The 26,341-nt window shown below is 64.9% G+C and carries 25 protein-coding genes; 16 read left to right on the forward strand and 9 right to left on the reverse strand.

The window, feature by feature from the left end; all coding sequences use genetic code 11:
* The first annotated feature begins 1 nt into the window (after position 1).
* Complete coding sequence (locus ACN0V4_RS08790; protein ID WP_417675118.1) at positions 2–844, forward strand: UPF0280 family protein; 843 nt, start codon at positions 2–4, stop codon at positions 842–844.
* Positions 837–1,418, forward strand: coding sequence for an amino acid synthesis family protein (locus tag ACN0V4_RS08795; RefSeq protein WP_417675120.1), 582 nt, complete (start codon positions 837–839; stop codon positions 1,416–1,418). Before ACN0V4_RS08790 ends, ACN0V4_RS08795 begins: the two co-directional genes overlap by 8 nt.
* Positions 1,419–1,566: 148 nt before the next feature.
* Here ACN0V4_RS08795 and hemC read toward each other — a convergent pair whose 3' ends face one another.
* The gene (gene hemC, locus ACN0V4_RS08800) at positions 1,567–2,526 is read right to left on the reverse strand and encodes a hydroxymethylbilane synthase (protein WP_417675122.1); all 960 of its coding nucleotides are present in this window, start codon (positions 2,524–2,526) and stop codon (positions 1,567–1,569) included.
* A gap of 101 nt (positions 2,527–2,627) precedes the next feature.
* Between hemC and hemE the strand changes: the two genes are divergently transcribed.
* The gene (hemE, locus tag ACN0V4_RS08805) at positions 2,628–3,671 is read left to right on the forward strand and encodes a uroporphyrinogen decarboxylase (RefSeq protein WP_417675124.1); all 1,044 of its coding nucleotides are present in this window, start codon (positions 2,628–2,630) and stop codon (positions 3,669–3,671) included.
* Between the two features lie 117 nt (positions 3,672–3,788).
* Here hemE and ACN0V4_RS08810 read toward each other — a convergent pair whose 3' ends face one another.
* Positions 3,789–4,694, reverse strand: coding sequence for a helix-turn-helix domain-containing protein (locus ACN0V4_RS08810; protein WP_417675126.1), 906 nt, complete (start codon positions 4,692–4,694; stop codon positions 3,789–3,791).
* 52 nt (positions 4,695–4,746) lie between these two features.
* Here ACN0V4_RS08810 and pobA point away from each other — a divergent pair, with 52 nt between their 5' ends.
* Positions 4,747–5,931 (forward strand): 4-hydroxybenzoate 3-monooxygenase, encoded by a 1,185-nt coding sequence (gene pobA / locus ACN0V4_RS08815; RefSeq protein WP_417675128.1) that lies wholly within the window; start codon positions 4,747–4,749, stop codon positions 5,929–5,931.
* A gap of 161 nt (positions 5,932–6,092) precedes the next feature.
* Positions 6,093–6,977: a crotonase/enoyl-CoA hydratase family protein gene (locus ACN0V4_RS08820; RefSeq protein WP_417675682.1), complete on the forward strand. Its 885-nt coding sequence runs from the start codon at positions 6,093–6,095 to the stop codon at positions 6,975–6,977.
* A 12-nt stretch (positions 6,978–6,989) separates the two neighbouring features.
* Here the strand turns inward: ACN0V4_RS08820 and betA are convergent, their stop codons facing one another.
* Together betA and betB are read right to left on the reverse strand one after the other, a co-directional pair.
* Positions 6,990–8,648, reverse strand: a complete 1,659-nt coding sequence (gene betA, locus ACN0V4_RS08825; RefSeq protein WP_417675130.1) for a choline dehydrogenase — start codon at positions 8,646–8,648, stop codon at positions 6,990–6,992.
* A gap of 11 nt (positions 8,649–8,659) precedes the next feature.
* Positions 8,660–10,117: a betaine-aldehyde dehydrogenase gene (betB, locus tag ACN0V4_RS08830; protein ID WP_417675132.1), complete on the reverse strand. Its 1,458-nt coding sequence runs from the start codon at positions 10,115–10,117 to the stop codon at positions 8,660–8,662.
* Positions 10,118–10,290: 173 nt separating this feature from the next.
* Here betB and choX point away from each other — a divergent pair, with 173 nt between their 5' ends.
* From choX to ACN0V4_RS08875, 9 genes are all read left to right on the forward strand, one after another.
* Positions 10,291–11,220: a choline ABC transporter substrate-binding protein gene (choX, locus tag ACN0V4_RS08835; RefSeq protein ID WP_417675134.1), complete on the forward strand. Its 930-nt coding sequence runs from the start codon at positions 10,291–10,293 to the stop codon at positions 11,218–11,220.
* Between the two features lie 197 nt (positions 11,221–11,417).
* A complete protein-coding gene (choW, locus tag ACN0V4_RS08840) occupies positions 11,418–12,248 on the forward strand; it encodes a choline ABC transporter permease subunit (RefSeq protein ID WP_417675136.1) in 831 nt (276 codons plus the stop codon).
* A 3-nt stretch (positions 12,249–12,251) separates the two neighbouring features.
* A complete protein-coding gene (gene choV, locus ACN0V4_RS08845; RefSeq protein ID WP_417675138.1) occupies positions 12,252–13,277 on the forward strand; it encodes a choline ABC transporter ATP-binding protein in 1,026 nt (341 codons plus the stop codon).
* A 192-nt stretch (positions 13,278–13,469) separates the two neighbouring features.
* Positions 13,470–14,900, forward strand: a complete 1,431-nt coding sequence (locus tag ACN0V4_RS08850) for a circularly permuted type 2 ATP-grasp protein (protein ID WP_417675140.1) — start codon at positions 13,470–13,472, stop codon at positions 14,898–14,900.
* A gap of 6 nt (positions 14,901–14,906) precedes the next feature.
* Positions 14,907–15,851, forward strand: coding sequence for an alpha-E domain-containing protein (locus ACN0V4_RS08855; RefSeq protein ID WP_417675684.1), 945 nt, complete (start codon positions 14,907–14,909; stop codon positions 15,849–15,851).
* Between the two features lie 5 nt (positions 15,852–15,856).
* Positions 15,857–16,663, forward strand: a complete 807-nt coding sequence (locus ACN0V4_RS08860) for a transglutaminase family protein (RefSeq protein WP_417675142.1) — start codon at positions 15,857–15,859, stop codon at positions 16,661–16,663.
* 39 nt (positions 16,664–16,702) lie between these two features.
* Positions 16,703–17,449: a peptidase gene (locus ACN0V4_RS08865; RefSeq protein ID WP_417675144.1), complete on the forward strand. Its 747-nt coding sequence runs from the start codon at positions 16,703–16,705 to the stop codon at positions 17,447–17,449.
* A 67-nt stretch (positions 17,450–17,516) separates the two neighbouring features.
* A complete protein-coding gene (locus ACN0V4_RS08870) occupies positions 17,517–17,879 on the forward strand; it encodes a hypothetical protein (protein ID WP_417675146.1) in 363 nt (120 codons plus the stop codon).
* A gap of 181 nt (positions 17,880–18,060) precedes the next feature.
* The gene (locus ACN0V4_RS08875; protein WP_417675148.1) at positions 18,061–18,585 is read left to right on the forward strand and encodes a YcnI family protein; all 525 of its coding nucleotides are present in this window, start codon (positions 18,061–18,063) and stop codon (positions 18,583–18,585) included.
* Positions 18,586–18,835: 250 nt separating this feature from the next.
* Here the strand turns inward: ACN0V4_RS08875 and ACN0V4_RS08880 are convergent, their stop codons facing one another.
* The 4 genes from ACN0V4_RS08880 to ACN0V4_RS08895 all read right to left on the reverse strand — a co-directional run bounded on the left by ACN0V4_RS08880 (position 18,836) and on the right by ACN0V4_RS08895 (position 22,024).
* A complete protein-coding gene (locus ACN0V4_RS08880) occupies positions 18,836–19,375 on the reverse strand; it encodes a MarR family winged helix-turn-helix transcriptional regulator (RefSeq protein ID WP_417675150.1) in 540 nt (179 codons plus the stop codon).
* Between the two features lie 15 nt (positions 19,376–19,390).
* Positions 19,391–19,879 carry an acyl-CoA thioesterase gene (locus ACN0V4_RS08885; RefSeq protein ID WP_417675152.1) on the reverse strand — a complete coding sequence of 163 codons (489 nt, stop codon included), beginning with the start codon at positions 19,877–19,879 and terminating at the stop codon, positions 19,391–19,393.
* 193 nt (positions 19,880–20,072) lie between these two features.
* Positions 20,073–20,531, reverse strand: coding sequence for a MarR family winged helix-turn-helix transcriptional regulator (locus tag ACN0V4_RS08890; RefSeq protein WP_417675154.1), 459 nt, complete (start codon positions 20,529–20,531; stop codon positions 20,073–20,075).
* A 143-nt stretch (positions 20,532–20,674) separates the two neighbouring features.
* Positions 20,675–22,024 (reverse strand): FAD-binding oxidoreductase, encoded by a 1,350-nt coding sequence (locus ACN0V4_RS08895; RefSeq protein WP_417675156.1) that lies wholly within the window; start codon positions 22,022–22,024, stop codon positions 20,675–20,677.
* Positions 22,025–22,319: 295 nt separating this feature from the next.
* Between ACN0V4_RS08895 and ACN0V4_RS08900 the strand changes: the two genes are divergently transcribed.
* Entirely contained in the window at positions 22,320–23,951 is a 1,632-nt protein-coding gene (locus ACN0V4_RS08900; protein ID WP_417675158.1) for an MFS transporter, read from the forward strand.
* A gap of 170 nt (positions 23,952–24,121) precedes the next feature.
* Positions 24,122–25,336 (forward strand): PLP-dependent aminotransferase family protein, encoded by a 1,215-nt coding sequence (locus ACN0V4_RS08905; protein ID WP_417675160.1) that lies wholly within the window; start codon positions 24,122–24,124, stop codon positions 25,334–25,336.
* A gap of 212 nt (positions 25,337–25,548) precedes the next feature.
* On the opposite strand, the gene ACN0V4_RS08910 is transcribed toward ACN0V4_RS08905, so the two are convergent.
* Complete coding sequence (locus ACN0V4_RS08910) at positions 25,549–26,340, reverse strand: ABC transporter permease (protein WP_417675162.1); 792 nt, start codon at positions 26,338–26,340, stop codon at positions 25,549–25,551.
* Position 26,341: the final 1 nt, after the last annotated feature.

A 26,341-nucleotide genomic window follows, 5' to 3' on the forward strand; every position in this document is an offset into this window, starting at 1 on the left:
GATGCCGGGCCCTCAGGCCGCCTTTCTGCCCGACGGACGGCGCCTGCACCTGCAGCACGGGCCGATCGACCTGATCCTTGACGCCGAGGGGCCGGGGCGCGCCGCCGCGATTGAGGCCGCCAGCCAGAGGTTCGACACCGTGCTGGAGGAGCTGGTGGGGGAACTCCCTCTCCTGCGTGCGCCGGTGGGCACCCTGCCCCGGGGCGCGATCGCCCGGCGGATGCACGCCGCCACCCTGCCTTTCGCGCCCCGCTTCATCACCCCCATGGCCGCCGTCGCCGGCGCCGTGGCGGAAGAGGTGCTGGCGGGGATGACTGGGGCCGGCGAACTGACACGGGCCTATGTCAACAACGGCGGCGACGTGGCGCTGCATCTCGCCCCGGGCGAAAGCTTCACCGCCGCGCTGGCGGGCGGCACGCCGGGCCGGGTGGTGATCCGCGCCGAAACCCCGATCCGCGGCATCGCCACCTCCGGCCGCAATGGCCGCAGCCACTCCCTTGGCATCGCCGACAGCGTCACCGTGCTGGCCGGCAGCGCCGCCCAGGCTGATGCCGCCGCCACGATGATCGCCAATGCCGTCGATCTGCCAGGCAGCGCCAAGGTGACCCGCGTGCCGGCGCGCAGCCTCGCCCCCGACAGCGATCTGGGCGACCGGCTCGTCACCGTCGACCTTGCCCCCCTCAGCGCGTCAGAGGCCACCCTCGCACTGTCCCGCGGCGCCGGTTTTGCCGAGACCTGCCGCGCCCGATCACTTATCATTGCCGCCGTGCTTTCCCTCGCGGGCCAGTCCCTCGCGGTCGGCGCGGTGCAGACACTGCAACTCAAGGACTTAAGCCATGCCTGACTTTCCCCTGCGCAAGACGATGATCTTCATCGAGGATATCCATCACGACGGTGGCTCGGCGCCGAAGCTGCCGCGTCGCCGCGCCGCCATCATCGCGATCGTCCAGAACCCCTTTGCCGGGCGCTATGTCGAGGAACTGCGGCCGGCGATGGACGACCTCAAGCCGCTGGGCCTGATGATGACCGACCGGCTGATCGAGGCGATGGGCGGGATCGAGGGAATCGATGGCTATGGCAAGGCGGCGCTGGCCGGCGAGGGCGGCGAGCTGGAGCATACCGCGCTCTGGCACGTGCCCGGCGGCTATGCCATGCGCGAACGGCTGGGCGAGGCCAAGGCCATCGTGCCCTCTGCCATGAAGGTGGGGGGCCCCGGCACCCGGATCGACGTGCCGCTGGGCCATATCAACGCCGCCTATGTGCGCAGCCACTTCGATGCGATGGAGGTGGGAGTGCCTGACGCCCCCCGCGCGGGAGAGCTTCTGTTCGCCCTGGCGATGAGCCGGGGGCCCCGCATCCACAACCGCATGGGCGGCCTCGCCGCCGAGGACGTCAAGGGCGAGGATGGGCTGCGCTGACCCTGCGGCCCTTTTTTCCGCCTTTTTCTAGCTGAAAATATCCCGGGGGCTGAGCAGGCTACCCGGAAACGCTCCGGCGGAGCGTTTCGCCTGCGAAGGGGCGGAGCCCCGGTGGGGGCAGCGCCCCCAGATTTCCCGGGGGAACGGCTTATCGCCGCCAGTCGAAAAAGCCGGGGCCGGCGCGGTCGAGCAGATCGCGGGCCATCTCCGCCCCCAGGGCGGCGCCATCCTCGATCGGGCAGCTCCGGTCGTCGGCGATCGCCTCTGACCCGTCGGGGCGCAGAACCTCGCCGCGCAGGCGCAGCGTGGAGCCGGAAAGCTCCGCCAGCCCGGCGATCGGGGTTTCACAGGAGCCGTCGAGCCTGGCCAGAAAGGCGCGCTCGGCCGCCAGACGCTGGCCGGTGGGGGTATCGTGGATCGCCGCCAGCATCTCGGCCACATGGCTGTCGGCGCTCCGGCGCTCGACCCCGATGGCCCCTTGGGCCACTGCCGGCAGCATGATGTCGGGATCAATCGGCGTCGCCGGCGCATCCATCCGCCCCAGCCGGATCAGCCCGGCCATGGCCAGAAAGGTGCAATCGGCCAGCCCGTCATGCAGCTTTTTCAGCCGGGTCTGCACATTGCCGCGGAAATCCACCACCCGCAGATCGGGGCGCCGGTTCAGCAATTGCGCCCGCCGCCGCAGGCTCGAGGTGCCGGCCACCGCGCCCTGCGGCAACTCGTCCCAGCCCGACAGCACCGGCGACACGAAGGCGTCGCGCACATCGCTGCGCGGCAGGTGACAGTCCAGGATCAGCCCCGCCGGTTGTTCCACCGGCATGTCCTTCATCGAATGCACCGCGATGTCGATATCGCCGCGTGAAAGCTGCTCCTCGATCTCCTTGGTGAACAGCCCCTTGCCGCCCAGTTCCTTCAGCGGCCGGTCCTTGGCGATCAGCGCGGCATCGTCGCCGGTGGTCTTGATCACCATGATCTCGAAGGCCTCCAGCGGCAGGTCGAAGGCCGCCGCCAGCCGGTCGCGGGTTTCACAGGCCTGGGCCAGCGCCAGGGGGGAGCCGCGGGTGCCGATTTTCAGCGGCGCGGCAGGAGAGGGCAGAGCGGTTTTCATGAGGATCTCCTTTAGTCGGAGCGCTCTGGCCTGGCAACCGTGGGCTTGACAAATGGCTGCGTGAAAGGGACGCGTAGCCCGGATGTGAAAAGGGGGCGGATATGAGCAAGGACAAGAAACTGCTGCGGTCGCTGCGCGGCGAGGTGCAAGAGGTGCCGCCGGTCTGGATGATGCGTCAGGCCGGCCGCTATCTGCCGGAATATCGCGCCACCCGTGCCAAGGCCGGCGATTTTCTCAAGCTTTGCTATACGCCCGATCTGGCGGCTGAAGTGACGCTGCAGCCGATCCGCCGCTATGGCTTCGATGCCGCCATCCTCTTCGCCGATATCCTGCTGGTGCCGCAGGCCCTGGGGGCCGAGCTGTGGTTTGCCCAAGGCGAGGGGCCGCGGCTCTCCACCATTCAGGCGCCGGAGGATCTCGCCGCGCTGAAACCGGCCTCGGCCATCCACGAGACCCTTGCCCCGGTCTATGAAACCCTGCGCATCCTCACCCGCGAGCTGCCCGAGGAGACGGCGCTGATCGGCTTTGCCGGCGCCCCCTGGACGGTGGCCACCTATATGATCGCCGGCCGCGGCACCCCGGCACAGGAGCCGGCCCATGCGCTGCGCGAGGGCAACCCCGCGCTCTTCGATGCGCTCATCGCGCGGATCACCGAGGCGACGATCGAATATCTTTCCGCCCAGATCGAGGCCGGGGCCGAGGTGATCAAGCTGTTCGACAGCTGGGCCGGGTCGCTGAAGGGCGAGGCCTTCGACACATATGCGGTGGAGCCTGCGCGGGTGATCACCCAGGCGCTGAAAGCGCGTCACCCGGGCATCCCGGTGATCGGCTTTCCGCGTGGTGCGGGTGAGAAATATGTGGGCTTCGCGCGGACCACCGGGGTCGATTGCGTCGCGCTGGATCAATCGGTGGACGCGGATTGGGCGGCGGCCCATGTGCAGATCGACGGCTGTGTGCAGGGCAATCTGGCGCCCGAGCATATGGTGACCGGCGGGCAGGCGCTGGTCGAGGAGACCCGCCGAATCGCCCGGGCCTTTTCCAAGGGGCCGCATATCTTCAACCTGGGCCATGGCATCACCCCGGACGCCGATCCGGAGAATGTGCAGCTGATGGTCGATACCCTGCGGCAGGGCGCGCGGGGCTGATCGGGAAGGGGGCGCCCCTTCGGGGCGTGCCTCCGGCGGCCGTATTTGCGACGAGAAGAAGCGGCAGGGCGCGGGTCTTCCTGCTGTCGCAAGGGAACGATCCGGAGGGGTGCGGCGCTAATCGCCCTGCTCCATGCGCTGGCGGAAGGCGCGCGGGGGCAGGCCGGTGCCGCGGGTGAAGACGCGGGAGAAATGCGCCGGGTCGGCGAAGCCCAGCTCATAGCCGATCTGGGCGGCGCTGAGGGTGGTATAGGTCAGCAGCCGCCGCGCCTCGCGCAGCATTCGTTCGGCGATCAGCGCCGAAGCCGGGCGGCCGGTGGCCTGGCGGATCACCCGGTTCAGATGGGTGGGCGAAACCGCGAGCCGCGCCGCATAGGCGGCGACCGGCAGCCGCTGGCGGAAATTCTCTTCGACCAGAGCCTCGAACCGGCGCAGGAGCGGGGTGTCGGCATGGGGATCGGGCGGTGCCTGATCGGCGTGGATCGCCCGCGCCGCCAGCCCCAGCAGCGCGCCGGCCTGCGACCGCAGGATCTGCGCTCGGGCGAAATCGCGGTTGTGATATTCGGTGAGGATGCGCCGCGCCAGCGTCTCGATCTCCGGCGGCAACGGGACCGCGCAGGGCTCGGAAAGCGGCAGGCGCAGCCCCTCGCGGTCGCGCAGCGCCTCGTCCATCAGATCGACGCTCAGCGTGATCACCCAGCCTTCGGTGCCCTGCTGGAAGCGGAAGCCGTGGACAAAGCCGTGTGGCATGTTGATCAGCACCGGCGGGATCAGCGGCAGGCTCCGCCCCTCGATCTGCGCGTTGCCGCCGCCCGAACAGAGGATCAGGACCTGGTGCAGCCGGGCGTGGCGATGCGGCCGCAATTCCCAATTGTGCAGCTCCGACCGCTCGGGGATGGTTTCGCAATGCACCACATCGGGCACCTCGGCGATTTCGCCGAAGAGATTGTAATTGCGGATCGCGGTGCTGTCTGAGGGCTCGGCCATGTTCGAAATATACAAGAAGTTGCGCGGTTGATCCATTCCCGGACCGCCTGACGAGAGGCATATTCTGCCAATCGAAGGAGGAGCACCCATGACCACGTCCAGGAAAACCAAGGTTGGCATCATCGGCGGCGGCCCGTCGGGCCTGCTGCTGTCGCAGCTGCTGCACCTGAAGGGAATCGACAATATCGTGCTGGAAAAGCACAGTCGGGATTATGTCCTGAGCCGGATCCGCGCCGGCGTGCTGGAGCATGGGTTCGCCGCGTTGATGCGCGAGGCGCAATGCGGCGAGCGGATGGACCGCGAGGGCGAGATCCACGAAGGCTTCTTCATCGCCCATGATGGGGTGAAGGACCGGATCGATCTGCACAAGTACACCGGTGGCAATTCCGTCATGGTCTATGGCCAGACCGAGCTGACCCGCGACCTTTACGAGGCGCGCGACAAGATGGGCGGCGAGGTGATCCACGAGGCGCTGGACGTGACGCCGCATGATCTGACCTCGAACGCGCCCTGGCTGACCTATCGGCTGGGCGATGATCTGTACCGGATCGATTGCGATTACATCATCGGTGCCGATGGCTTCCACGGCGTCAGCCGCAAGTCGATCCCGAAGGACGTGCTGACCGAATACGAGAAGGTCTATCCCTTCGGCTGGCTGGGGGTGCTGTCGCGCACCAAGCCGGTGTCGCCGGAGCTGATCTATGCCAAGACCGAGCGTGGCTTTGCGCTCTGTTCCCTGCGCAGCCAGGTGCTGAGCCGCTATTACATCCAGGTGCCGCTGACCGACCGGGTCGAGGATTGGTCGGACGAGGCGTTCTGGGAGGAGCTGAAGAAGCGGTTACCACAGGAGGTGGCGGATCAGTTGATCACCGGCCCGAGCATCGAGAAGTCGATCGCGCCGCTCAGGAGTTTCGTCGCCGAGCCGATGCGCTATGGCAACCTGTTCCTGGCGGGCGATGCCGCCCATATCGTGCCGCCGACCGGCGCGCGCGGGCTGAATTCAGCGGCATCCGATATCTATTACCTCTATCACGCGCTGATGGACCACTATCTGAAGGGCGATGACAGCGGGCTGGAAAGCTATTCGCAAAAGGCGCTGGCGCGGGTCTGGAAGGCGCAGCGGTTCTCCTGGTGGATGACCTCGATGCTGCACAGCTTCCCGGAGAATTCCACCTATGACCAGCGGTTGCAGCAGACCGAGATGGAATATCTGCTCTCCTCCGATGCGGCGAAGGCGGCCCTGGCGGAGAATTACGTCGGATTGCCGTTCTGAGGCGGGCGGGGGGCTCTGCCCCTTCGCAGGCGAAACGCTCCGCCGGAGCGTTTCCGGGCTGCCTGCTCAGCCCCCGGGATACTTTCAGCTAGAAACAGGCGGAACGCGGGGTCACTTCGGGGCCCCGTTTTCTTTTGGCGGACGGCGTGCTTCCCTGTCGGGTGAGGAGAGAGGGAGGAGAGACCATGGCGGTCGTGGACTATGAGGTCGACGGGCGGATTGCGCGGATCGCGCTGAACCGGCCCGAGGTGATGAATGCGATCAATGACGAGCTGCCGGTGGAGCTGGCGGCGGCGGTGGCGCGGGCGGATGCCGATCCGGGCGTGCATGTGATCGTGCTGTCGGGGCGCGGGCCGGCGTTCTGCGCCGGCTATGACCTGACCTATTATGCCGAGGGCAATGGCAGCGGTGAGGTGACGCAGGAGATGCCCTGGGATCCGATCAAGGATTACAGCTTCATGTGGCGCAACACCCAGCATTTCATGTCGCTTTGGCGGTCGATGAAGCCGGTGATCTGCAAGGTGCATGGGGCCGCGGTGGCGGGGGGATCGGATATCGCGCTCTGCGCCGATCTGACGGTGATGGCCGAGGAGGCAACCATCGGCTATATGCCGGCGCGGGTCTGGGGCTGTCCCACCACGGCGATGTGGGTCTATCGGCTGGGGGCGGAGCGGGCCAAGCGGATGCTGTTCACCGGTGACAAGATTTCGGGCCGCGAGGCGGCCGATATGGGGCTGGTGCTGGAGGCGGTGCCGGCGGATCGGCTGGACGATCGGGTCGAAGCGCTTGCGGCGCGGATGGCGAGCGTGCCGATCAATCAGCTTGCGATGCAGAAGCTGGTGATCAATCAGGCGATCGAGCAGACCGGGATGATGCAGACCCAGCGGTTGGCGACCATCTTTGACGGCATCACCCGGCATTCGCCGGAAGGCATCAACTTCAAGACCCGGGCCGAGGCGGTGGGCTGGAAGCAGGCGGTGCGGGAGCGTGACGAGGGCAGTTGGGACTGGACCGCGAACGAGGAACTGCCGCGCCGCAACCGTTAGCGGCGCGGGGGGTCAGCGTTGTGAGATCTGCCAGTTCGGGTTGATCCAGGGCTCGGCGGTTTCCGGGGCCAGCGGCGTGCGGCCCAGGATATGGTCGGCGGCCTTTTCGCCGACCATGATCGACGGCCCGTTGAGATTGCCATTGGTGATCTGCGGGAAGATCGAGCTGTCGGCGAGGCGGAGGCCTTCGACGCCGATCACCCGGCACTCCGGGTCAACCACCGCCATCGGATCGTCGGCGCGGCCCATGCGGGCGCTGCCGCAGGGGTGATAGGCGCTTTCGGCATGGGCGCGGATGAAATCGTTCAGCGCCTCGTCGCTTTGCGCCGCGCGGCCCGGCTGAATCTCGTGTCCGGTGAAGGGTTTGAAGGCGGCTTGCGCGAAAATCTCGCGGGTCAGCCGGATGCAGGCGCGGAAATCACGCCAGTCGTTCTCGTGGCTCATGTAGTTGAAGGCGATCTTCGGCGCCGCCATCGGGTCGGCCGAGGCCAGCGTTACCGCACCGCGGCTTTTCGACCGCATCGGGCCGACATGGGCCTGGAACCCGTGGCCCTCGGCTGCCGCCTTGCCGTCATAGCGCACGGCGATGGGCAGGAAGTGGTACTGGATATCGGGGTAGCGGACGCCCGCGCGCGAGCGGATGAAGGCGGCGCTTTCGAACTGGTTTGAGGCGCCGGGGCCGCCCTTGGTCAGCAGCCACTGGGCGCCGACGAAGGCCTTGCCGAAGGGGTTCCAGTATTTGTAGAGGCTCACCGGCTGGGTCGCGGCCATCTGCAGGTAAAGCTCAAGATGGTCCTGCAGGTTCTGACCGACGCCGGGGCGGTCGGCCACCACCGCGATGCCATGGTCCGCCAGATGCGCCGCCGGGCCGATCCCCGACAGCATCAACAGTTTCGGCGAGTTGATCGAGGAGGCGGCAAGGATCACCTCGCGCCGGGCGGTGATCACCTCGGTCCGACCCTTGCGCAGCACCTCGACACCCTTGGCGCGGCCGTCTTCGATCACCACGCGCTGGGCATGGGCGCGGATCAGGTCGCAGTTGGGGCGTTTCAGCGCTGGTTTCAGATAGGCCTCTGCCGCCGACCAGCGGCGCCCTTGCCAGATGGTCGCCTCCATCGGGCCGAAGCCTTCCTGCTGTTCGCCGTTGTAATCGTCGGTGGTGGGATAGCCGGCCTGGCGGCCTGCCTCGACAAAGGCGCGGGTCAACGGGTTGTCGCGCTTGCCGCGGGTGACATGCAGCGGGCCGCTCTCGCCGCGCCAGGCGGGATCGCCGCCATGGCCGCCGTCGTGCCAGCTTTCCATTCGTTTGAAATAGGGCAAGACATCGGCATAGGACCAGCCCGTCGCCCCCATCTCGGCCCAGGTGTCGAAGTCGCAGGCATGGCCGCGCACATAGACCATGCCGTTGATCGAAGACGATCCGCCGATCACCTTGCCGCGCGGGGTGGCGAGGCGGCGGCCGCCCAGGTGCGGCTCGGGCTCGGACTGGAAGCCCCAGTCATAGGCCTTCATGTTCATCGGATAGGAGAGCGCGCCGGGCATCTTGATGAAGGGGCCCGCGTCGCTGCCGCCATGTTCGATGACCAGGACCGAGGCGCCGGCCTCGGTGAGCCTATAGGCCATGGAGCAGCCGGCGGAACCGGCGCCGACGATGACGAAATCCGCTTCCATCGCGGGGCTCCTCAATAGGGCGCTTGGGTGGGGGTCAGCGCGACGTAGACGGATTTGAGCTGCGAATAATGCTCAATCGCCGCATGGCCGTTTTCGCGCCCGAAGCCCGAGGCCTTGACGCCGCCGAACGGCATTTCCACCGGCGTCAGGTTATAGGTGTTGATCCAGGTGGTGCCGGCCTTGAGCTGCCCGATCACCCGGTGGGCGCGAGTCAGATCGGCGGTGAACACCCCGGCGGCCAGGCCGAACTGGGTGGCGTTGGCGCGTGCGATCACCTCGGCCTCGTCGTCGAAATCCAGAACCGCCATGACCGGGCCGAAGATTTCTTCGCGGGCGATGGTCATCTGGTCGGTGACATCGGCAAAGACGGTGGGGGCGACGAAACAACCGTCGCGGTCAGCGCGGGTGCCGCCGGTGATCAGCCGGGCGCCTTCGGCCTTGCCGATCCCGATATAGGAGAGAACCTTTTCCATCTGCGCCGGGCTGATCAGCGGGCCGAAATTCACCGCCTCATCCAGCGGGTCGCCCATGACGACACCTTGCAGCCGCTCGGTCAGGCGTTTCAGGAATTTCTCCTTGATGCGCTTCTGCACGAAGACACGGGTGCCGTTCGAGCAGATCTGGCCGGAGGAATAGAAATTGCCGAGGATCGCGCCGGAGATCGCGTTTTCGATATCGGCATCCTCGAAGACGATCAGGGGGGATTTGCCGCCCAGCTCCATCGTCACATGTTTCAGCCCCTCGGCCGCTGCGGCATAGACGCGCCGCCCGGTGGGGACCGAGCCGGTGAGCGAGACCTTAGCGACGCGGGGATCGGTGGACAGGGCGGCGCCAACCGGCCCCATGCCCTGCACCACGTTGAACAGACCCGCAGGCGCCCCCGCTTCGATCAGGATTTCGGCCAGCTTCAGGGCGGAAAGCGGTGTGATCTCAGAGGGTTTGAACACCATCGCATTGCCGCAGGCCAGCGCCGGGGCGCATTTCCAGCTGGCGATCTGGATCGGATAATTCCAGGCGCCGATGCCGACGCAGACACCGAGGGGGTCCCGAACGGTATAGGCGAAATCGGCCCCCAGCGGGATATGCTCCCCGGTCAGACCGGCGGCGATGGAGCCGAAATAGTCCAGCGCGTCGGCGCCGCTGGCGGCATCGGCGACCAGCGTTTCCTGCAGCGGCTTGCCGGTGTTGCGGGTCTCCAGCTCTGACAGCTCGCGGTTCCTCGTGCGCATGATCTCGGCGGCGCGGCGCAGCACGCGGCCGCGCGCGCCGCCGGAGAGCCTTGCCCACTCCGCCTGGGCGCGGGTGGCGGCGTCAAGCGCGCGGTCGATCAGTGCCGGTGTCACGGCATGCAGGCGGGCGATCTCCTCTCCCGTCGCGGGGGAGATCACCGGGATCGGATCGCCGGCGGCATCTTCAAGATAATGGCCGTCGATGAAATGGCTGGCGGGCGGTTGGCAAAGCGCGGTCATGGGGCACCTTCGAGGTCTTCTGGGCCATCCGGGCGGGGGAGTCGCCGAGGCCGCAATTTCGGGCAGAACAGTTTCTCTAGACCGTATATTGATTGACCAGTCAATCAGTGCGGTTGCGGGAATCTCAAAATTGTGGTTCTTGAGTCGGAACAAATTGAACATGGGGAGTGATCATGACGTTCAGACTGTCGATTTCGGCGCTGGCCCTGGTGGCCATGACAGGCGCCGCGAGTGCCGCGGATTGCGGCAAGGTGCGGTTTTCCGATGTGGGCTGGACCGACATCACGGCGACCACGGCGGCCACCACGACGATTCTGGGGGCGCTGGGCTATGACACTGACGTCAAGGTTCTGTCGGTGCCGGTGACCTATACGTCGCTCGCCAAGGGGGATATCGACGTCTTCCTGGGCAACTGGATGCCGACGATGGAGGCCGATATCGCCCCCTATCGCGACGCTGGCACCGTCGATACGGTGCGCGCCAACCTGCATGGGGCGAAATACACGCTGGCCACCAATGCCGCCGGGGCCAAGTTGGGCATCACCTCGTTCAAGGCGATCGCCGAACATGGCAAAGAGCTGCACGACACCATCTATGGGATCGAGCCGGGCAATGACGGCAACCGGCTGATCATGGACATGATCGCGGCCGATGCCTTCGGGCTGAAGGATTTCAAGGTCAAGGAAAGCTCGGAGCAGGGGATGCTGGCGCAGGTGGCCCGTGCCGATCGCAAGGAGGAACCGATCATCTTCCTCGGCTGGGAGCCGCACCCGATGAACGCCAATTTCAAGATGACCTATCTTGAGGGGGGCGATGACTGGTTCGGCCCCGATTTCGGCGGCGCAACGGTCTATACCAATACCTCCGCCGGCTATGCCGAGACCTGCCCGAACGTGGGCAAGCTCCTGCAAAACCTCGAATTCTCCCTGGCGATGGAGAATGAGATCATGGGCGCCATCCTGAACGACGGCACCAAGCCGGAAGTGGCCGCCAAGACCTGGCTGGCGGCGCATCCGGATGTCCTGGCCCCCTGGCTCGACGGCGTCACCACCAAGGACGGCGGCAACGCCATGACGGCGGTCAAAGGGGCGCTGGGGCTCTGACCCCGCCCCGGGCCCTGCCGCTGGCGGGGCCTTTCCGGCGATTGACAGCGCCCATCCTGCTGGCGCCAATGATCCGTGGGCGATGCCGCTCAGGGACGGGGTGGTTGCATCTTCCGCCCAGAGGGCCTTGCTGCGCGCGGCTCTGCCAGGCCTGGCGCCAGACACCGAGACGACACTGAAACAACAAGGCGAGCTGAATGACCTGGCTGAGCGATCACAAGATTCCCATCGGCGACGCGGCAGAGGCATTTTTCCTCTGGCTCCAGGATCATGGGAGTTGGTTCTTCGACGGGCTCGCGACCGCGATGGAGAATCTGATCGGCGGTATCCTCTGGGGCTTGCAGACACCGCCGCCGCTGGTGGTCATCCTGGTCTTCGTGGCGATCACCTGGGGGCTGCAGCGGAACTGGAAAACCTGCCTTTTCGTGGCGCTGGGGTTCCTGTTCATCCTCAATCAGGACTATTGGACCGAGACCACCGAAAGCCTGACGCTGGTCTTGTCGGCCTGCGTCTTCTGCATGGTGATCGGGGTGCCGATCGGCATCGCCGCCGCGCATCGGCCCAGGCTCTATCAGGGGCTGCGGCCGATCCTCGATCTGATGCAGACGCTGCCCACCTTCGTCTATCTGATCCCCGCCATCGTCTTCTTCGGTATCGGCATGGTGCCGGGGCTGCTTGCCACCGTGGTCTTCGTGCTGCCGGCGCCGATCCGGATGACGCATCTGGGCATCTCCTCGACCCCCCAGCCGCTGTTGGAGGCGGCGCAGGCCTTTGGCGCCACCGGGCGGCAGACGCTCTATAAGGTCGAGCTGCCCTATGCGCTGCCGCAGATCATGGCCGGGATGAACCAGACCATCATGCTGTCGTTGTCGATGGTGGTGATCGCGGCGCTGGTCGGGGCCGATGGGCTGGGGGTGCCGGTGCTCAGGGCGATCAACACGGTCAATATCGCGCTTGGGTTCGAAAGCGGCTCGATCATCGTGGTGCTGGCCATCATGCTGGACCGCATGCTGCGGATGGAGCGTTAACCCATGACCACGGCTGTGAAATTCGAAAATGTCTCGATCGTCTTCGGCGAGGCACCCGAAGTGGCGCTGCCGCTGATGGACAAGATGCACTCCCGCGCCGAGGTGCAGGAGAAGACCGGCCAGGTGCTGGGGGTCCACGACTGTTCGCTCGAGGTGGAAGAGGGCGAAATCCTGGTGCTGATGGGGCTTTCGGGGTCCGGCAAATCGACGCTGCTCCGGGCGGTGAATGCGTTGACCCCGGTGGCGCGTGGCGCGGTCTGGGTGAAGGATGGCGACCAGATGGTCAGCGTCACCGGGGCCGATGCCGCCAGCCTGCGCCATATCCGCCAGCGGCAGGTGGCCATGGTGTTCCAGCAGTTCGGCCTGCTGCCCTGGCGCACGGTGCGCGAAAACGTCGGGCTGGGGCTGGAGCTGTCCGGCGTACCGAAGGCAGAGCGCGCCCGCCGGGTCGATGGGCAGCTTGCCCTGGTGGGGCTGGCGGACTGGGGTGATCACAAGGTGGCGGAACTGTCGGGCGGCATGCAGCAACGCGTGGGTCTGGCCCGCGCCTTCGCGACCGAGGCGCCGATCCTGTTGATGGACGAACCGTTCTCGGCCCTCGACCCGCTGATCCGCACCCGCCTGCAGGACGAGCTGTTGGACCTGCAGAAGACGCTGAAACGCACCATCATCTTCGTCAGTCACGATCTGGACGAGGCGTTCAAGCTGGGCAATCGCATCGCCATCATGGAAGGCGGCCGGATCGTGCAATGTGGCACGCCGCAACAGATCTTTTCCCAGCCCGCCGATGACTATGTCGCTGAATTCGTGGCGCATATGAATCCCCTGGGTGTGCTGCGGGCGCGTGATGTGATGGGCCCGGCGACCGGCGCCCCGGAACGGTGCGTCGCGCCGGATGCGCCTATCCAGGAAGTCATGGCCTGCATGGTCGCCGCCGGTGCGCCGCTGGGTGTGGCCGAGGGCGGAAAGCTGCTGGGCGAGATTACCCAGGATGCGGTGCTGACGAAGCTTCTGGACCCGCGCGGTTGACTGTGCTGTCCTGATCTCAGCCCGCGTCAAGACGGGCTGTGATGGGGAGTTCGTCATGAGACAGACAATATTAGATCAAAAATTAGGCGTTAAGCACAATAATTGTGCGATTGTTTTCGGCCGGAGCGCCGGGACGGCGCGGCGCTTCGCCGATCCCTTGCTGTTCCGTTAACGACGGAGGCTGATCATCTCATGGCCCACACCGATAAACAGTTTGATGAAATGCTTGCCGGCCTCGACGGGGCCCGGCCGCCTTACGAAGGCTATTACGATTGGTTTTGCGGCGAAGACCTGAAGGGGCTCCGGCGCAAATCGGCAGAGGCCGAAGCGTTCTTTCGCCGCATCGGCATCACCTTTAACGTCTATGGGCAGGAAGAGGCCGACGAGCGGCTGATCCCCTTCGACATCGTGCCGCGGATCATCTCGGCGCGCGAATGGGCCAAGCTCGAACGCGGCATCGAACAGCGCGTGCGCGCGATCAATGCCTTCCTGCATGACATCTACCACCGCCAGGAAATCCTGCGTGCCGGACGCATCCCGCAGCATATCATCGCGGGCAACGATGCCTTCCTGCCCGAGATGATCGGGGTCAACCCGCCGGGCGGCGTCTATACCCATATCGTCGGCGTCGATCTGGTGCGCACCGGCGAGGATGAATTCTTCGTGCTGGAAGACAACGCCCGCACGCCCTCCGGCGTCTCCTACATGCTGGAGAACCGCGAGACGATGGTGCAGATGTTCCCCGAACTCTTCACCCGGCTGAACGTGCGTCCGGTCAGCTCCTATCCGCAGCTTCTGCGCCGGTCGCTGTCGGACAGCGCGCCGCAGAATTCGCCGAACGACAAGCCGGTGGTGGCGGTGCTGACGCCGGGCATCCACAACTCGGCCTATTTCGAACATGCCTTCCTGGCGGATCGGATGGGGGCCGAGCTGGTCGAGAGCCATGATCTGCGGATCGAGGACGGCCGGGTGGTGATGCGCACGACCCAGGGCTATCAGCCGATCGACGTGATCTATCGCCGGGTCGACGATGCCTATCTGGACCCGCTGACCTTCAATCCCGAAAGCCTGCTGGGCGTGCCGGGGATCATGGATGTCTATCGCGCCGGAAACATCACGCTGGCCAATGCGCCGGGCACCGGTATCGCCGATGACAAGGCGCTTTATTCCTACATGCCGGACATCATCGAATTCTATACCGGTGAAAAGGCGATCCTGCCCAACGTGCCGACCTGGCGCTGTTCCGAGCCCGATGCGCTGGCCTATGTGCTGGAGCATCTGGCGGAACTGGTGGTGAAAGAGGTTCATGGCTCGGGCGGCTATGGCATGCTGGTGGGGCCGGTCGCCAGCAAGAAGGAAATCGCCGCCTTCGAGAAGAAGCTGCGCGCCAAGCCGGGCAATTACATCGCCCAGCCGACGCTGTCGCTGTCGACGGTGCCGATCCTGACCAAGGCGGGGCTGGCGCCGCGCCATGTGGACTTGCGGCCCTTCGTGCTGGTTTCGCCCAACCGGATCGACATGACCCCGGGCGGGCTGACGCGGGTGGCGCTGAAAAAGGGCTCTCTGGTGGTGAACTCGTCGCAGGGCGGTGGCACCAAGGATACTTGGGTTCTGGGGGACTGAGGCATGATGCTGGGAAAGAACGCCGGCGGACTGTTCTGGATGTTCCGCTATCTTGAACGCGCCGAAAACACCGCCCGCCTGCTTGAGGCAGGCTGGTACATCGCGCTGACCCACGTGAATGACGACGGGTCGAACGAATGGGAATCGATCCTGACCACGGCCGGGATGAACGCCACCTTTCTGGAGAAGAACGACAGTTATGACGCGCCCAGCGTGATCAACTTTCTGCTGCGCGATCGCTCCAACCCCTCCAGCGTGATGAGCGCGATCGAGGCGGCAAGATCGAACGCCCGGATGGTGCGCACCGCACTGTCGGGCGAGGTCTGGGAGGCGGTCAACGAATGCTGGATGGACCTGAAGGCGGCGTTGGCGCGGCCGGTGACCGAACGCAACCTGCATGAGACGCTGACGCTGGTGCGCAACCGGACCTCGGTGGTGCGCGGCGCCTTGCATGGCACCATGCTGCGCAACGATATCTATGCCTTCTCGCGGCTCGGCACCTTCATCGAGCGGGCCGACAACACCGCGCGCATCTTGGACGTGAAATACTATGTGCTGCTGCCCTCGGCCTCTTTCGTCGGCTCCAGCATGGACAATGTGCAATGGGAGGTGATCCTGCGGTCGGTGTCGGCGGAACGGTCCTATCACTGGCTGAACGGGGGAGAGGTCACGCCGCAGGGGATCGCCGAATTCCTGATCCTCGACAAGCGGGTGCCGCGATCGCTGGCCTTCTGCTATCTGAAGATCGGCCAGTATCTGGATCTCCTGGAAGAGGAATACGGAATACGCCAGGACAGCCAGGTGCAGGCGTCACGCATTTGCGCACGGCTGGACAAGGCGACGGTGGAGTCGATCTTCGACGAGGGGCTGCACGAGTTTCTCAGCGCGTTGATCGCCGACACTGGCACCCTTTCTCACCATATCGAGACCGACTTCCGCTTCTACGGATGAGATAAATGCGGCTGAAGATTACCCACGCGACCACCTATGAATTCGAGCTGCCGGTCTATTACGCGCTGCAGCAACTGCGGATGACGCCACAGAGCGGCGACGGGCAGGAGGTGATCGAATGGTCCACCTCCATCACCGGCGGCAAGAAGGAGCTGAGCTTCGAGGATCAGTTCGGCAATCTGACCGAGCTGGTCACGATCGAGCCCGGCACAACCAGGGTCGAGATCGTGATCGACGGTGTGGTCGAGGTCGAGGATCGCAATGGTATCATCGGCCCGCATCGCGGTTTCGCCCCGCTCTGGCTGTTTCGCCAGGCGACGCCATTGACCGCGAGCGGGGCGCAGCTTCGACATCTGGCCAGCCGTATCCGCAGTGAGTTCAAGGAACTTGGCGGGGTGGAGCCGCTGCATACGCTGATGGCCGAGATTTCCGAACTGGTGGAGTATGAAACCGGCCATACCGACAGCACCACCACCGCCGAGGCGGCTCTGGCCGCCGGCCGCGGAGTCTGCCAGGATCACGCCCATATCATGATCGCCGTGGCCCGGTTGCTTGGCTATCCGGCGCGTTATGTCAGCGGGTATCTGCTGGTCGAGGATCTGGTGGATCAGGATGCCGCCCATGCCTGGGCCGAAGTCTGGGCAGAGGGGCTGGGTTGGGTCGGTTTCGACGTCTCGAACAGCATCTGTCCGGATGCCCGCTATGTGCGGGTGGCAACCGGGCGCGATTATCGCGATGCCGCTCCGGTGCATGGGCTGCGGCAAGGCGCGGGTGGCGAGAGGCTGCATGTTTCCTTGCAAGTCCAGCAATAGGCTGATTGATAGGCGCGGTCGCTAAAGAGGTGCCGTCAAATGACCTATTGTGTGGGACTCATGTTGAACAAGGGGCTGGTGTTCATGTCGGACACCCGCACCAATTCGGGCGTCGACAATATCTCGACCTTCCGCAAGATGTTCACCTGGGAGGTGCCGGGGAACCGGTCGATCACCCTGATGACCGCCGGCAATCTGGCGACCACGCAATCGGTGGTCAGCCTCCTGGAGGAACGCAGCAAGGAGCCCGCCGCGCGCCAGCCCGGCATTCTCGAGGCCAAGTCGATGTTCCAGGTTGCCACCCTGGTCGGCAATACGCTGAAGGAGGTGATCGCCACCCATGCCGAAGTCGGGCAGCGGGCCGATGCGACCTTCAACGCGACGATGCTTTTGGGCGGTCAGGTCAAGGATGGAGAACCGCGGCTGTTCCTGATCTATCCCGAGGGGAACTTCATCGAGGCGAGCTTTGATACCCCCTATTTCCAGGTCGGTGAGACCAAATATGGCCGCCCCATCCTGGTCCGGGCCTATAATCCCGAGATGACCTTTGAAGAGGCGATCAAGCTTCTGCTGGTCTCCTTCGATTCCACCATCAAGGCGAACCTCTCGGTCAGCCTGCCGCTGGATGTGCATGTCTATGAGCGCGACAGCCTGCGGACCGGGCGCTTGTTCCGCATCCAGCAGCATGACCCTTATTTCGAGGAAATCTCGAATGGCTGGGGCATCGCGCTGCGCGACGCCTTCGGGCATCTGCCGGATTTCACCTTTCCCGATCAGGGCGCCTGAGGCGGGCTGATCTGTCGCGGGCGGCGGGGAATTGCCTTTGTCCGGGAAACCGGGCAGAGTTTGCCGCATGACCTTGAATGGCCGCCTTCGATCGCTCGGGATCTTGCTGGTGCTGATCCTTGCCGTTGCGACGGGTGCCTTGGGATTTGCCCATCGGCCACCCTCGGCGGATCATGAGGCGCTGGTTGCCTATGTGCTGGCAGGTGGCAATCCCGCCGATATCTGCGGCGACAGCGATGGTGACGGCCTGGCCGATCATGGCTGCCCGGCCTGTCATCTGACCGGCAGCGCGCTTGTTCTCGATCCGGCCGAAACGCTTTATCTTGCGGAATATCGCTATGTCGCGCGGGTCATCGCCCCGCGTGAAAGCCGTGCCGTGCGTGCCGTGCTCGATCCCGCGCTGGGACTGCGGGCGCCACCGCTGGTCTGACCCACCCCCAGCCATCCCTGACCTGATCCTGCCCTTTGTCGGCCGATCCCGGGGTCGGGGTGATGTGCTGTCTTCCGATTAGTCCGAAAACAGAGCCGCGCCCCCGCCAGGGCCGAACGCTCTGGGCCGGTTGGGCATGCCGGCCACCTCAATCCACTCTGATGCCCCGAGGAGGAACACGATGAACCGAATTCTGACCACGCTCGCCGCGCTTGCACTGACCGCGCCGGCTGCGATGGCCCATGTGACGCTGGAACAGCAGCAGGCGGCGCAGGGCGCGACCTACAAGGCCGTGCTGCGGGTTGGCCATGGCTGCGAGGGGGAGGCGACGAAAGTGCTGCGGGTGACGATCCCCGAAGGGGTGATCGCGGTCAAGCCGATGCCCAAGCCCGGCTGGAGGCTGGAAACCGTCACCGGCGCCTATGCGGCCACCTATGACTATTACGGCACGCCGCTGAGCGAGGGGGTGAAGGAAATCATCTGGACCGGCGAGCTGCCGGATGACTGGTACGATGAATTCGTCTTTCGCGCCAAGCTGACCGATGCGCTTCCCGAAGGCAGCACGGTCTATTTCCCGGTGGTGCAGGATTGCGCCACGGGGTCAAACGCCTGGGTCGAGATCCCGGCCGAGGGGCAGAACGCCCATGATCTGGAAAGCCCTGCCGCCGGGCTGACGATCACCGGCCCGGAGCACGGCCATCACTGAGTTCATGGGCCCGCGGAGGGACGTCCCTTTCTTCGCGGGTCTATGCCCGGTCAGATCGTTCTGCGTGTGAGGTCTGGCCGACTTTCCCCGCCGGGTGGCGACCCGGCGGGGTTTTTTATTCCGCCACGGGCCGGTGGACCAATTCGGGTTGGCTTAGAAGCCGCCCCGATACTTCTTAAATGAATCAATTTTTCCGGATATGATTTCGAAATGGCGGAAAAGATTTTCGGATGTCTGATTGTCGCCGGATTTATTCGGCGGCCTTGGCGCTTTCTGTCTCGGAATCTATGATCTCTTCCGAAAAGTGTTTCAGTCCGCTCGCCATCCTTTCGATTTCATGCAGCGGGATATTGCGCAATTTGCGCGCGGTTTCGCCGCGATGCAAAAGCAGCGCCTTTTGGAAAACCGCCAGCCCCTCTTTCGTAATCGCGGCGCGGAAGGACCGGCGATCGCCGGGCGCGACCGTCTTGGTCACGTAGCCGTCCTTTTGCAGCCGGGCAATCAGGCCCGAGACATTGCCGTTGGTGACCTTGAGATTGGTTGAAAGCTCGCTCATCGAAAGCCCGTCGCGAAAGCGGTAAAGCTGTGCCAGGACATCGAATTTCGCGATGCTGAGCCCGGCACCCGACAAGAGCGCGCTGTTCAGGTCATCGAAGATCAGCCGGTGCACCTTCAGCACCTGCAGCCAGAACCGGGTCTCGGCCTGCTGACGCTCTGTCAAGGCCGCCTCCCCCTCGACCAGGATGTCGTGCCGATCATCATCGGCCAGAGGGAGGGAAGGAAGGCTCATGTCTAAATCCCGTTTTTATGTAAGTGAATTGCTGTGTTCGTAATAAGTGGTCAGAGCATCTTTGATGTCTGCGGGAATGGGAATGGGGCGCAGCGTTTCCAGTGATGTCGTCACGGTCGTATACTCCCCGCGCAGGGCTTCATTCTCGCCTTTCATGGCGTGCAGGGTCAAGCTGTAAGAACTCGTCCCGATTTTTGCCACTCGAATAAAGATATCGACTTGGTCGCCCATCCTGCAAGGGGCAAAAAAGACCGCCGACGCCTGCGCATATCCCAGACCCAGCCGACGCGGCCCCAGCAGATCATAATAGTTCAGCCCGAGACGTTCGCAGAACCAGGCCTCGATGGCCTGATTGAAGACGTCGAAGAATTTTGGCGTATAGACGATGCCGGCCGGATCGCATTGCCCATGGCGAAAGATGATCGGGTGCGACCACAGATCCTTGGGCAGCTCTGCGCGGGTCAGCGGGGTGGGGCGGGATACGGCCGGGGTGTCGGTGGTCATGGGCGGTCTCAACGGTTTGACGGGGCGCATCCATTCTGGGGTGGCTCTGTCGCGATCTTCACCATGGCGGAGCCTGAGGAGTGCCCTGAATTCTCTTTATGTATAAAGCAAATCAGGAGGGATGCGGTTTCGCAAGGGGAAATGCCCGGAACGCGACCGGAAACCGCAGAACAACACCGACCGGGGCCGGGGGCTAACCGCCAGTGTCGGCGGTCCTGAGGTTGTCGACCAGCCTGAGCAGCATCGTCATCAGGCCGTCCAGCTCATCCGGGGTGAACCCTTCGGTGGCCCGGTTCAACACCGCACGGCGGATCGGGCGCATTCGCTGAAAGGTGTCTTGCCCGGCCTGGCGCAGATGCACTTCGATGGTGCGCCGGTCGCCGGCGCGTGGGCGGCGTTCAATCAGCCGCTGTTGCTCCATCTGCGTCAGCAGATGGCTCAGCGCGGTGCGTTCGATCCGGGTCTGGCGGGACAATTCGGAAATCGTCAACCCGTTCATCTCGGACAGGACCGACAGCGTCCGCCAGATCGACACTGCGGATTTCCCTCCACCGGTCTCTCGCAAGAATTGCTGGTTGGCGAGCTGTTCGAACGCGCCGACCCAATAGAGAAGGGATGTCCGGAAAGACTCGTCTTCGTCAGGACCGCTCATTGTCTCACCAACCATCGTGGCGCAGCGCGCCAGGCTACGAAGGGGATCGTCGCAACCCTGGGTGGTTTCGACAAGGCGCGACAGTGAGCAGATGGCGAAATTTTGATCGTTTGGTCAAGCGCGTTGAAGACATGTCCCGGGTCTCAGATCACCTTGCCCGGGTTCAGCAGCCCCCTGGGGTCGAGCGCCGCCTTGATCGCCCGCATCGCGGCGATCTCGGCCGGGCTGCGAGAATAGGGCAGCCAGTCGCGCTTGTAGGTGCCGATGCCATGTTCCGCCGAGATCGAGCCATTGCGCGCCCGCACATGACCATAGGCGATGCGGCAGATCCGTTCGGGCAGCGACGGGTCGGTCGAGGGCAGATCAAGCGTCAGATGCAGATTGCCGTCGCCGACATGGCCGTAGATGTAGATGATGATGCCGGGCACCTCGGCCCTCAGCTCGGCGGCGCAGGCGGTGGCAAAGGCCTCCATGTCGCCGACGGCCAGGCTGATGTCGAGATTGTAGAGGTTGACGATCGGCCGGATCGGCGCACCGAATTCGCGCAGGCTCCAGAACCGGCGGGCATCGGTCAGGGATTGCGCCACCAGCGCGTCCTGGACATAGCCTTCCTCCAGCGCCGCCTCGAGCGTTTCCATCAGTCCGGCCCCCTCGGCCTCGATGATCACGGTGAAGGGGGGCACCTCGGGGAACAGGCCCTCGCCGCCGCCGAAGATGAAGAAGTCACTCCACATCACCTCGAAGGCCGACAGCACCAGATCGCGCCGGGCACGTTCCAGCAGGCGGATCACCGCATCGAAGCTGTCCAGCGCGCAAAGCGCGGTCTCGACCGCGCGGGGCAGCGGTTTCAGCGCCAGCACCGCCCGGGTCACCACCGCCAGCGTGCCTTCTGATCCGGCGATCAACTGGCCCAGGGCATAGCCGCTGTTGTCCTTGGTGACCTTCGACAGGTGTGACAGCACGGTGCCATCGGCCTGCACCGCCTCGATCCCCAGAAGGTGCTGGCGTGTCATCCCCTGGCGGATCACCCGCAGCCCGCCGGCATTGGTGGAAATCACCCCACCCACCTGGCACGACCCGCGCGAGCCGAGGTCGATCGGCAGCAGGAACCCCGCGTCCTCGGCGGCGCGTTGCGCGGTTTCCAGCACGGTGCCGGCGCGCACCGTCATGGTGCCGGCGATCGGGTCGATTTCCTCGATCCCGCTCAGCCGGGACAGCGACAGCGCCACCTCACCGGGCCCGACATTGCCGCCGCCGGCCAGCCCGGTCATGCCGCCCTGGGGCACCACCGGCTGGTTGTGGCGATGGCAGATCGCCAGCGCCTGCGACACCTGTTCGACGCTCTCGGGCCGCAGCAGGGCGACCGGCAGCTCAGCCTCGGAGACCTCGGTCGTCTTGTCCGACAGCTTGGCGACCTCGGCCATCTCCGGGCCGGTGAGGCAGCCGGCCGGCCCCAGAAGGGTCCGCAGTTCACTGATCAGATCGGCTGTCATCTTCTGCTCCGCTGCATTGCCATGCCAAAGGCATTCTCTGTTCGGCCCCGCCGGTCAATCCCCTGGGGCGGCAAAGCGCGACAACGGGCGGTGATCCCGCGCGGTTGCATAATCCCTGACCGTGGTGCGACGGGACCGGGTCGGAGGGAATTCGCCTGCGGGATCTCGCCCCCGATCACCTGCGGGCTTGCCAGATTTCGCAGAGATCCCCATACCTTAAAAGTTCCCGCGTCAAAGGCGCGGGGCAGATACCTGGCTTCACAGAAATGGCGCCCTCGCCCGGCGGAGAGACCTGATGCCCAATTCCGTTCCGACGCTCGTGGTTTTTCGCAACCGAACCTTCCGGATGCTCTGGATCGCGACCTTGGCGTCGAATTTCGGCGGGCTGGTGCAATCGGTGGGCGCCGCCTGGATGATGACGACGCTCACCTCGTCGCAGTCGATGGTGGCGCTGGTGCAATCCTCGGTCACCCTGCCGATCATGATCTTTTCGCTGACCGCCGGGGTCTTCGCCGACAATTACGACCGCCGCAAGATCATGCTCTGGGCACAGGGTTTCATGTGCGTGGTCTCCATCATGCTCGCCTTTCTGGCCTATGAGGGGCTGTTGACGCCCTGGCTGCTGCTGTCCTTCACCTTCCTGATCGGCTGCGGCACGGCGCTGCACACACCGTCCTGGCAGGCTTCGGTCGGCGATATCGTCAGCCGGGAGGAGTTGCCGGCAGCGGTGTCGGTGAACAGCATGGGATTCAACATGATGCGCAGCGTCGGCCCGGCGGCGGGCGGTGCCATCGTGGCCCTTGCCGGGGCGGCGGCGGCCTTTGCGGTCAATGCCTTCAGCTATATCGCCATCATCGCCGCGCTGTTCAGCTGGCAACCGCAGCGACCGCCGCGAAAACTGCCGCGCGAACCCTTCGGCAGCGCCTTTGCCGCCGGGCTGCGCTATGTCGCGCTGTCGCCCAATCTGATTCGCATCATCCTGCGCGGCTGCATCTTCGGGGTATCCGCCGTGGCGGTGCTGGCGCTGCTGCCGCTGGTGGTCCGGGACCATCTGGCCGGCAATGCCTTTACCTATGGTGTGCTGCTGGGCTGCTTCGGCTTCGGCGCCGTGGGGGGCGCCCTGGCCAACAGCCGGCTGCGCGAGCGGTTCCACAACGAGGTGATCACCCAGCTTGGCTTTGCCGGGTTCATCATCACCTTTTTGGTGCTGGCGCTCAGCTCCTCGGCGCTGTTCAGCGGCATCTCGCTATTGCTGGCGGGCTTCTGCTGGGTGATCTCGCTGTCGCTGTTCAATGTGACCATGCAGCTGTCGACGCCGCGCTGGGTGGTCGGGCGGGTGCTGGCGCTCTATCAGACCGGCACCTTCGGCGGTATGGCGGCGGGCAGCTGGATCTGGGGGGCGATCTCAGAAAACGCCGGGCTGAACGTGGCGCTTTTCATCGCCTGTGGCGCGCTTTTCGTCGGCATCCTAGTGGGTTTTGTGGCGCCTTTGCCGGATTCTCACGAATTGAACCTGGATCCGCTCAACCGCTTCACCGAACCGCCGCTGCAACTGGATATCACCCCGCGCAGCGGACCGATCATGATCATGGTGGATTACGAGATCGACCAGGCCGATGTGCCGCGGTTTCTCGAGCTGATGAGCCAGCGCCGCCGGGTCCGTGTTCGCGACGGGGCGCAGCAATGGTCGTTGCTGCGAGATCTGGAAAACCCCGATCTGTGGACCGAATCCTATCACGTGCCCACCTGGGTCGAATACATCCGCCACAACGAACGTCGCACTCATGCCGACGCCGGGGTGTTCGACCAGATCCGCGCATTGCACAAGGGGCCGCTGCCGCTCAGGGTGCACCGGATGATCGAACGCCAGACCGTGTCGCCCCGCGACGACATCCCCCGTCGGCAGGGCGGGTCCGGGGAAGGGTAGCGGGCGCGGCGCTTGCGGATTATTTCGCTGCGTTCACATTTTACCGCTTGTGGGCTTTGCTCGTGCCAATCCGCTTGAACTTTTCTTTCCGATGGCACAAGGCAGGTCGATGAATTTTTCCCCCGCAGATAAGGCAAGTCCCGGCCGGGGGCTGGCAAGGAGAACGATCGGTGCAATGGTCTGATATACTGGCGTCTCGGGCCCTTCGCATGAAGGCCTCGGAAATCCGGGAACTGCTGAAACTGCTGGATCAGCCGGATATCATTTCCTTTGCCGGCGGCATTCCCGACCCGGCGCTTTTCCCGGCCGAGGATTTCTCCCAGGCGATGTCCGACGCGCTGTCGGGGACGTCGGCGCATGTCGCGCTGCAATATTCGGTCAGCGAAGGTTACCTGCCGCTGCGGACCTGGATTCGCGGCCGGATGGAACAGCTTGGCATCACCTGCACCGAAGAGAACATCCTGATCACCTCGGGCTCGCAGCAGGCGCTGGATTACCTCGGCAAGCTGCTGCTCAGCCCCCAGGACACGGCGCTGGTCTCCTGGCCGACCTATCTGGGCGCGCTCGGCGCCTTCAACGCCTATGAGCCCGTCTATGATCGGCTGTCGCTGCGCGGCAACCGCACCGCGGCGCAATATCAGGCGGCTGCGGCCGATGCCGGCGGGCGGGTCAAGTTCGCCTATCTCTCTGCCGATTTCGCCAACCCGACCGGGCTGAGCCTGACGCGGCAGGAGCGCGAGCGGCTGATCGACCTGGCCGATGAGCTGGACTGCGCCATCATCGAGGACGGCGCCTATCAGCAGCTGCGCTATGATGGCGAGGCGATCCCGCCGGTTCTGGCGCTGGAGATCGAGCGCAAGGGCGATATCGAGAAATGCCACACGGTCTATTCCGGCTCCTTCTCCAAGACCCTGTCGCCGGGGCTGCGGGTGGGCTGGATCGTCGCCGCGCGCGAGGTGATCGACCGGCTGGTGCTGCTGAAACAGGCCGCCGATCTGCATTCGGCGACGCTGAACCAGATGGCGATTGCCCAGGTGGCGGCGAAGAGCTTCGACACCCATGTCGCCCGCCTGCGCGAGATCTATGGCCGTCGCCGTGACCTGATGTTGGCGGCGCTGGAGCGCGAGATGCCCGCGGGCGTCACCTGGACCCATCCCGAAGGTGGCATGTTCATCTGGCTGGAACTGCCCGAGGGGCTGGACGGCGCGGATCTGCTTGAAACCTCGCTCAAGACCGAAAGGGTCGCCTTCGTGCCGGGCCGGGCCTTCTATGCCGACGGCACCCATGGCAATACCCTGCGGCTCAGCTTCTCGCTGCACGAGAAGGAGAAGACCGACGACGGCATCGCCCGTCTCGGCCGGTTGATCCGCGATGCGATGAAATAGGCGCCTTGGCGTCGGGGGAGGGGCGGTGAACGGCCGCCGCTTCCCCCTTTGCCTCCGCATCCGCAAGATCTGGATGCGGCGATATCCGGCGCGGCCGGGGGCTGGTCGGCCACCCGCCGCCGTTCAACACAGGATCGTGCCGCCCTGCGCCGATCCCGCGCCGGCCCAGTTCTTCCCCATGACGATCGAAGAGGGCCCGCCGCCGGTTGCGGTCAGGTCGCCACCGTCATCTTCTCGATCCCATAGAGCCGGTCAGCGACCAGCAGAGCCACCACCGCCAGCGCCAGTTGCAGCGTCGAGAGCGCGGCAATGGAGGGGTCGAACTGATGCTCCATATAGGCCAGCATCACCACCGGCAGGGTGTTGGTCTGGGCCGAGCCGAAGAAATAGCTGACCGGCAGGTTGTCGAAAGACGTCAGGAAAGAGAACAGGCAGCCGGCGGCGATGCCGGGGCGGATCAGCGGCAGGGTGACTTCGCGAAAGGTGGTGACGCGTGAGGCGCCGAGGATCAGCGCCGCCTCCTCATAGGCCGGGGAGACGGTGCGATAGACGGCGGTGACGGTGCGGATCACGTAAGGAAGGCAGATCACCGTGTGGACGATGGTCAGCGCCAGGAAGGAAATCCCGAAGCCCATCGCCGAAAGGAAGAACAGTGAGGCGAAGCCGATCACGATCATCGGCATCGACAGCGGCGATAACAGGAAGGTGGTCAAGGCGGTGGCCCAGCCCGAACGGCTGCGAGACAGGGCCAGCGCGGCGGGAATGCCCAAGATGCAGCTTGCCACCGTGGCGACCACCGCCAGCTCCAGGCTGACCCAGAGCGAGTCGATGAAGGGCTGGTAGTCGAAGATCCGCGCGAACCATTTCAGCGACCAGCCCGGGATCGGAAAGGCGGCATAGCCGGCCGAGGTGAAGGAGATCACCACTACCACCAGGATCGGCAGCATCATGAAGATGAAGAAGGCGATGGTGAAAACCCAGAGGAGCGTGTCGATCAGTTTCATC

It is taken from the genome of Pseudodonghicola sp., assembly GCF_048268305.1.
Classification (GTDB): domain Bacteria; phylum Pseudomonadota; class Alphaproteobacteria; order Rhodobacterales; family Rhodobacteraceae; genus Pseudodonghicola.

Bases quoted from the DNA above. Each gene is read 5' to 3' on its own strand.
- ACN0V4_RS08790 (WP_417675118.1), top strand. From the start codon at position 2: ATGCCGGGCCCTCAGGCCGCCTTTCTGCCCGACGGACGGCGCCTGCAC.
- ACN0V4_RS08795 (WP_417675120.1), top strand. From the start codon at position 837: ATGCCTGACTTTCCCCTGCGCAAGACGATGATCTTCATCGAGGATATC.
- hemC (WP_417675122.1), bottom strand. From the start codon at position 2,526: ATGAAAACCGCTCTGCCCTCTCCTGCCGCGCCGCTGAAAATCGGCACC.
- hemE (WP_417675124.1), top strand. From the start codon at position 2,628: ATGAGCAAGGACAAGAAACTGCTGCGGTCGCTGCGCGGCGAGGTGCAA.
- ACN0V4_RS08810 (WP_417675126.1), bottom strand. From the start codon at position 4,694: ATGGATCAACCGCGCAACTTCTTGTATATTTCGAACATGGCCGAGCCC.
- pobA (WP_417675128.1), top strand. From the start codon at position 4,747: ATGACCACGTCCAGGAAAACCAAGGTTGGCATCATCGGCGGCGGCCCG.
- betA (WP_417675130.1), bottom strand. From the start codon at position 8,648: ATGGAAGCGGATTTCGTCATCGTCGGCGCCGGTTCCGCCGGCTGCTCC.
- betB (WP_417675132.1), bottom strand. From the start codon at position 10,117: ATGACCGCGCTTTGCCAACCGCCCGCCAGCCATTTCATCGACGGCCAT.
- choX (WP_417675134.1), top strand. From the start codon at position 10,291: ATGACGTTCAGACTGTCGATTTCGGCGCTGGCCCTGGTGGCCATGACA.
- choW (WP_417675136.1), top strand. From the start codon at position 11,418: ATGACCTGGCTGAGCGATCACAAGATTCCCATCGGCGACGCGGCAGAG.
- choV (WP_417675138.1), top strand. From the start codon at position 12,252: ATGACCACGGCTGTGAAATTCGAAAATGTCTCGATCGTCTTCGGCGAG.
- ACN0V4_RS08850 (WP_417675140.1), top strand. From the start codon at position 13,470: ATGGCCCACACCGATAAACAGTTTGATGAAATGCTTGCCGGCCTCGAC.
- ACN0V4_RS08855 (WP_417675684.1), top strand. From the start codon at position 14,907: ATGCTGGGAAAGAACGCCGGCGGACTGTTCTGGATGTTCCGCTATCTT.
- ACN0V4_RS08860 (WP_417675142.1), top strand. From the start codon at position 15,857: ATGCGGCTGAAGATTACCCACGCGACCACCTATGAATTCGAGCTGCCG.
- ACN0V4_RS08865 (WP_417675144.1), top strand. From the start codon at position 16,703: ATGACCTATTGTGTGGGACTCATGTTGAACAAGGGGCTGGTGTTCATG.
- ACN0V4_RS08870 (WP_417675146.1), top strand. From the start codon at position 17,517: ATGACCTTGAATGGCCGCCTTCGATCGCTCGGGATCTTGCTGGTGCTG.
- ACN0V4_RS08875 (WP_417675148.1), top strand. From the start codon at position 18,061: ATGAACCGAATTCTGACCACGCTCGCCGCGCTTGCACTGACCGCGCCG.
- ACN0V4_RS08880 (WP_417675150.1), bottom strand. From the start codon at position 19,375: ATGAGCCTTCCTTCCCTCCCTCTGGCCGATGATGATCGGCACGACATC.
- ACN0V4_RS08885 (WP_417675152.1), bottom strand. From the start codon at position 19,879: ATGACCACCGACACCCCGGCCGTATCCCGCCCCACCCCGCTGACCCGC.
- ACN0V4_RS08890 (WP_417675154.1), bottom strand. From the start codon at position 20,531: ATGAGCGGTCCTGACGAAGACGAGTCTTTCCGGACATCCCTTCTCTAT.
- ACN0V4_RS08895 (WP_417675156.1), bottom strand. From the start codon at position 22,024: ATGACAGCCGATCTGATCAGTGAACTGCGGACCCTTCTGGGGCCGGCC.
- ACN0V4_RS08900 (WP_417675158.1), top strand. From the start codon at position 22,320: ATGCCCAATTCCGTTCCGACGCTCGTGGTTTTTCGCAACCGAACCTTC.
- ACN0V4_RS08910 (WP_417675162.1), bottom strand. From the start codon at position 26,340: ATGAAACTGATCGACACGCTCCTCTGGGTTTTCACCATCGCCTTCTTC.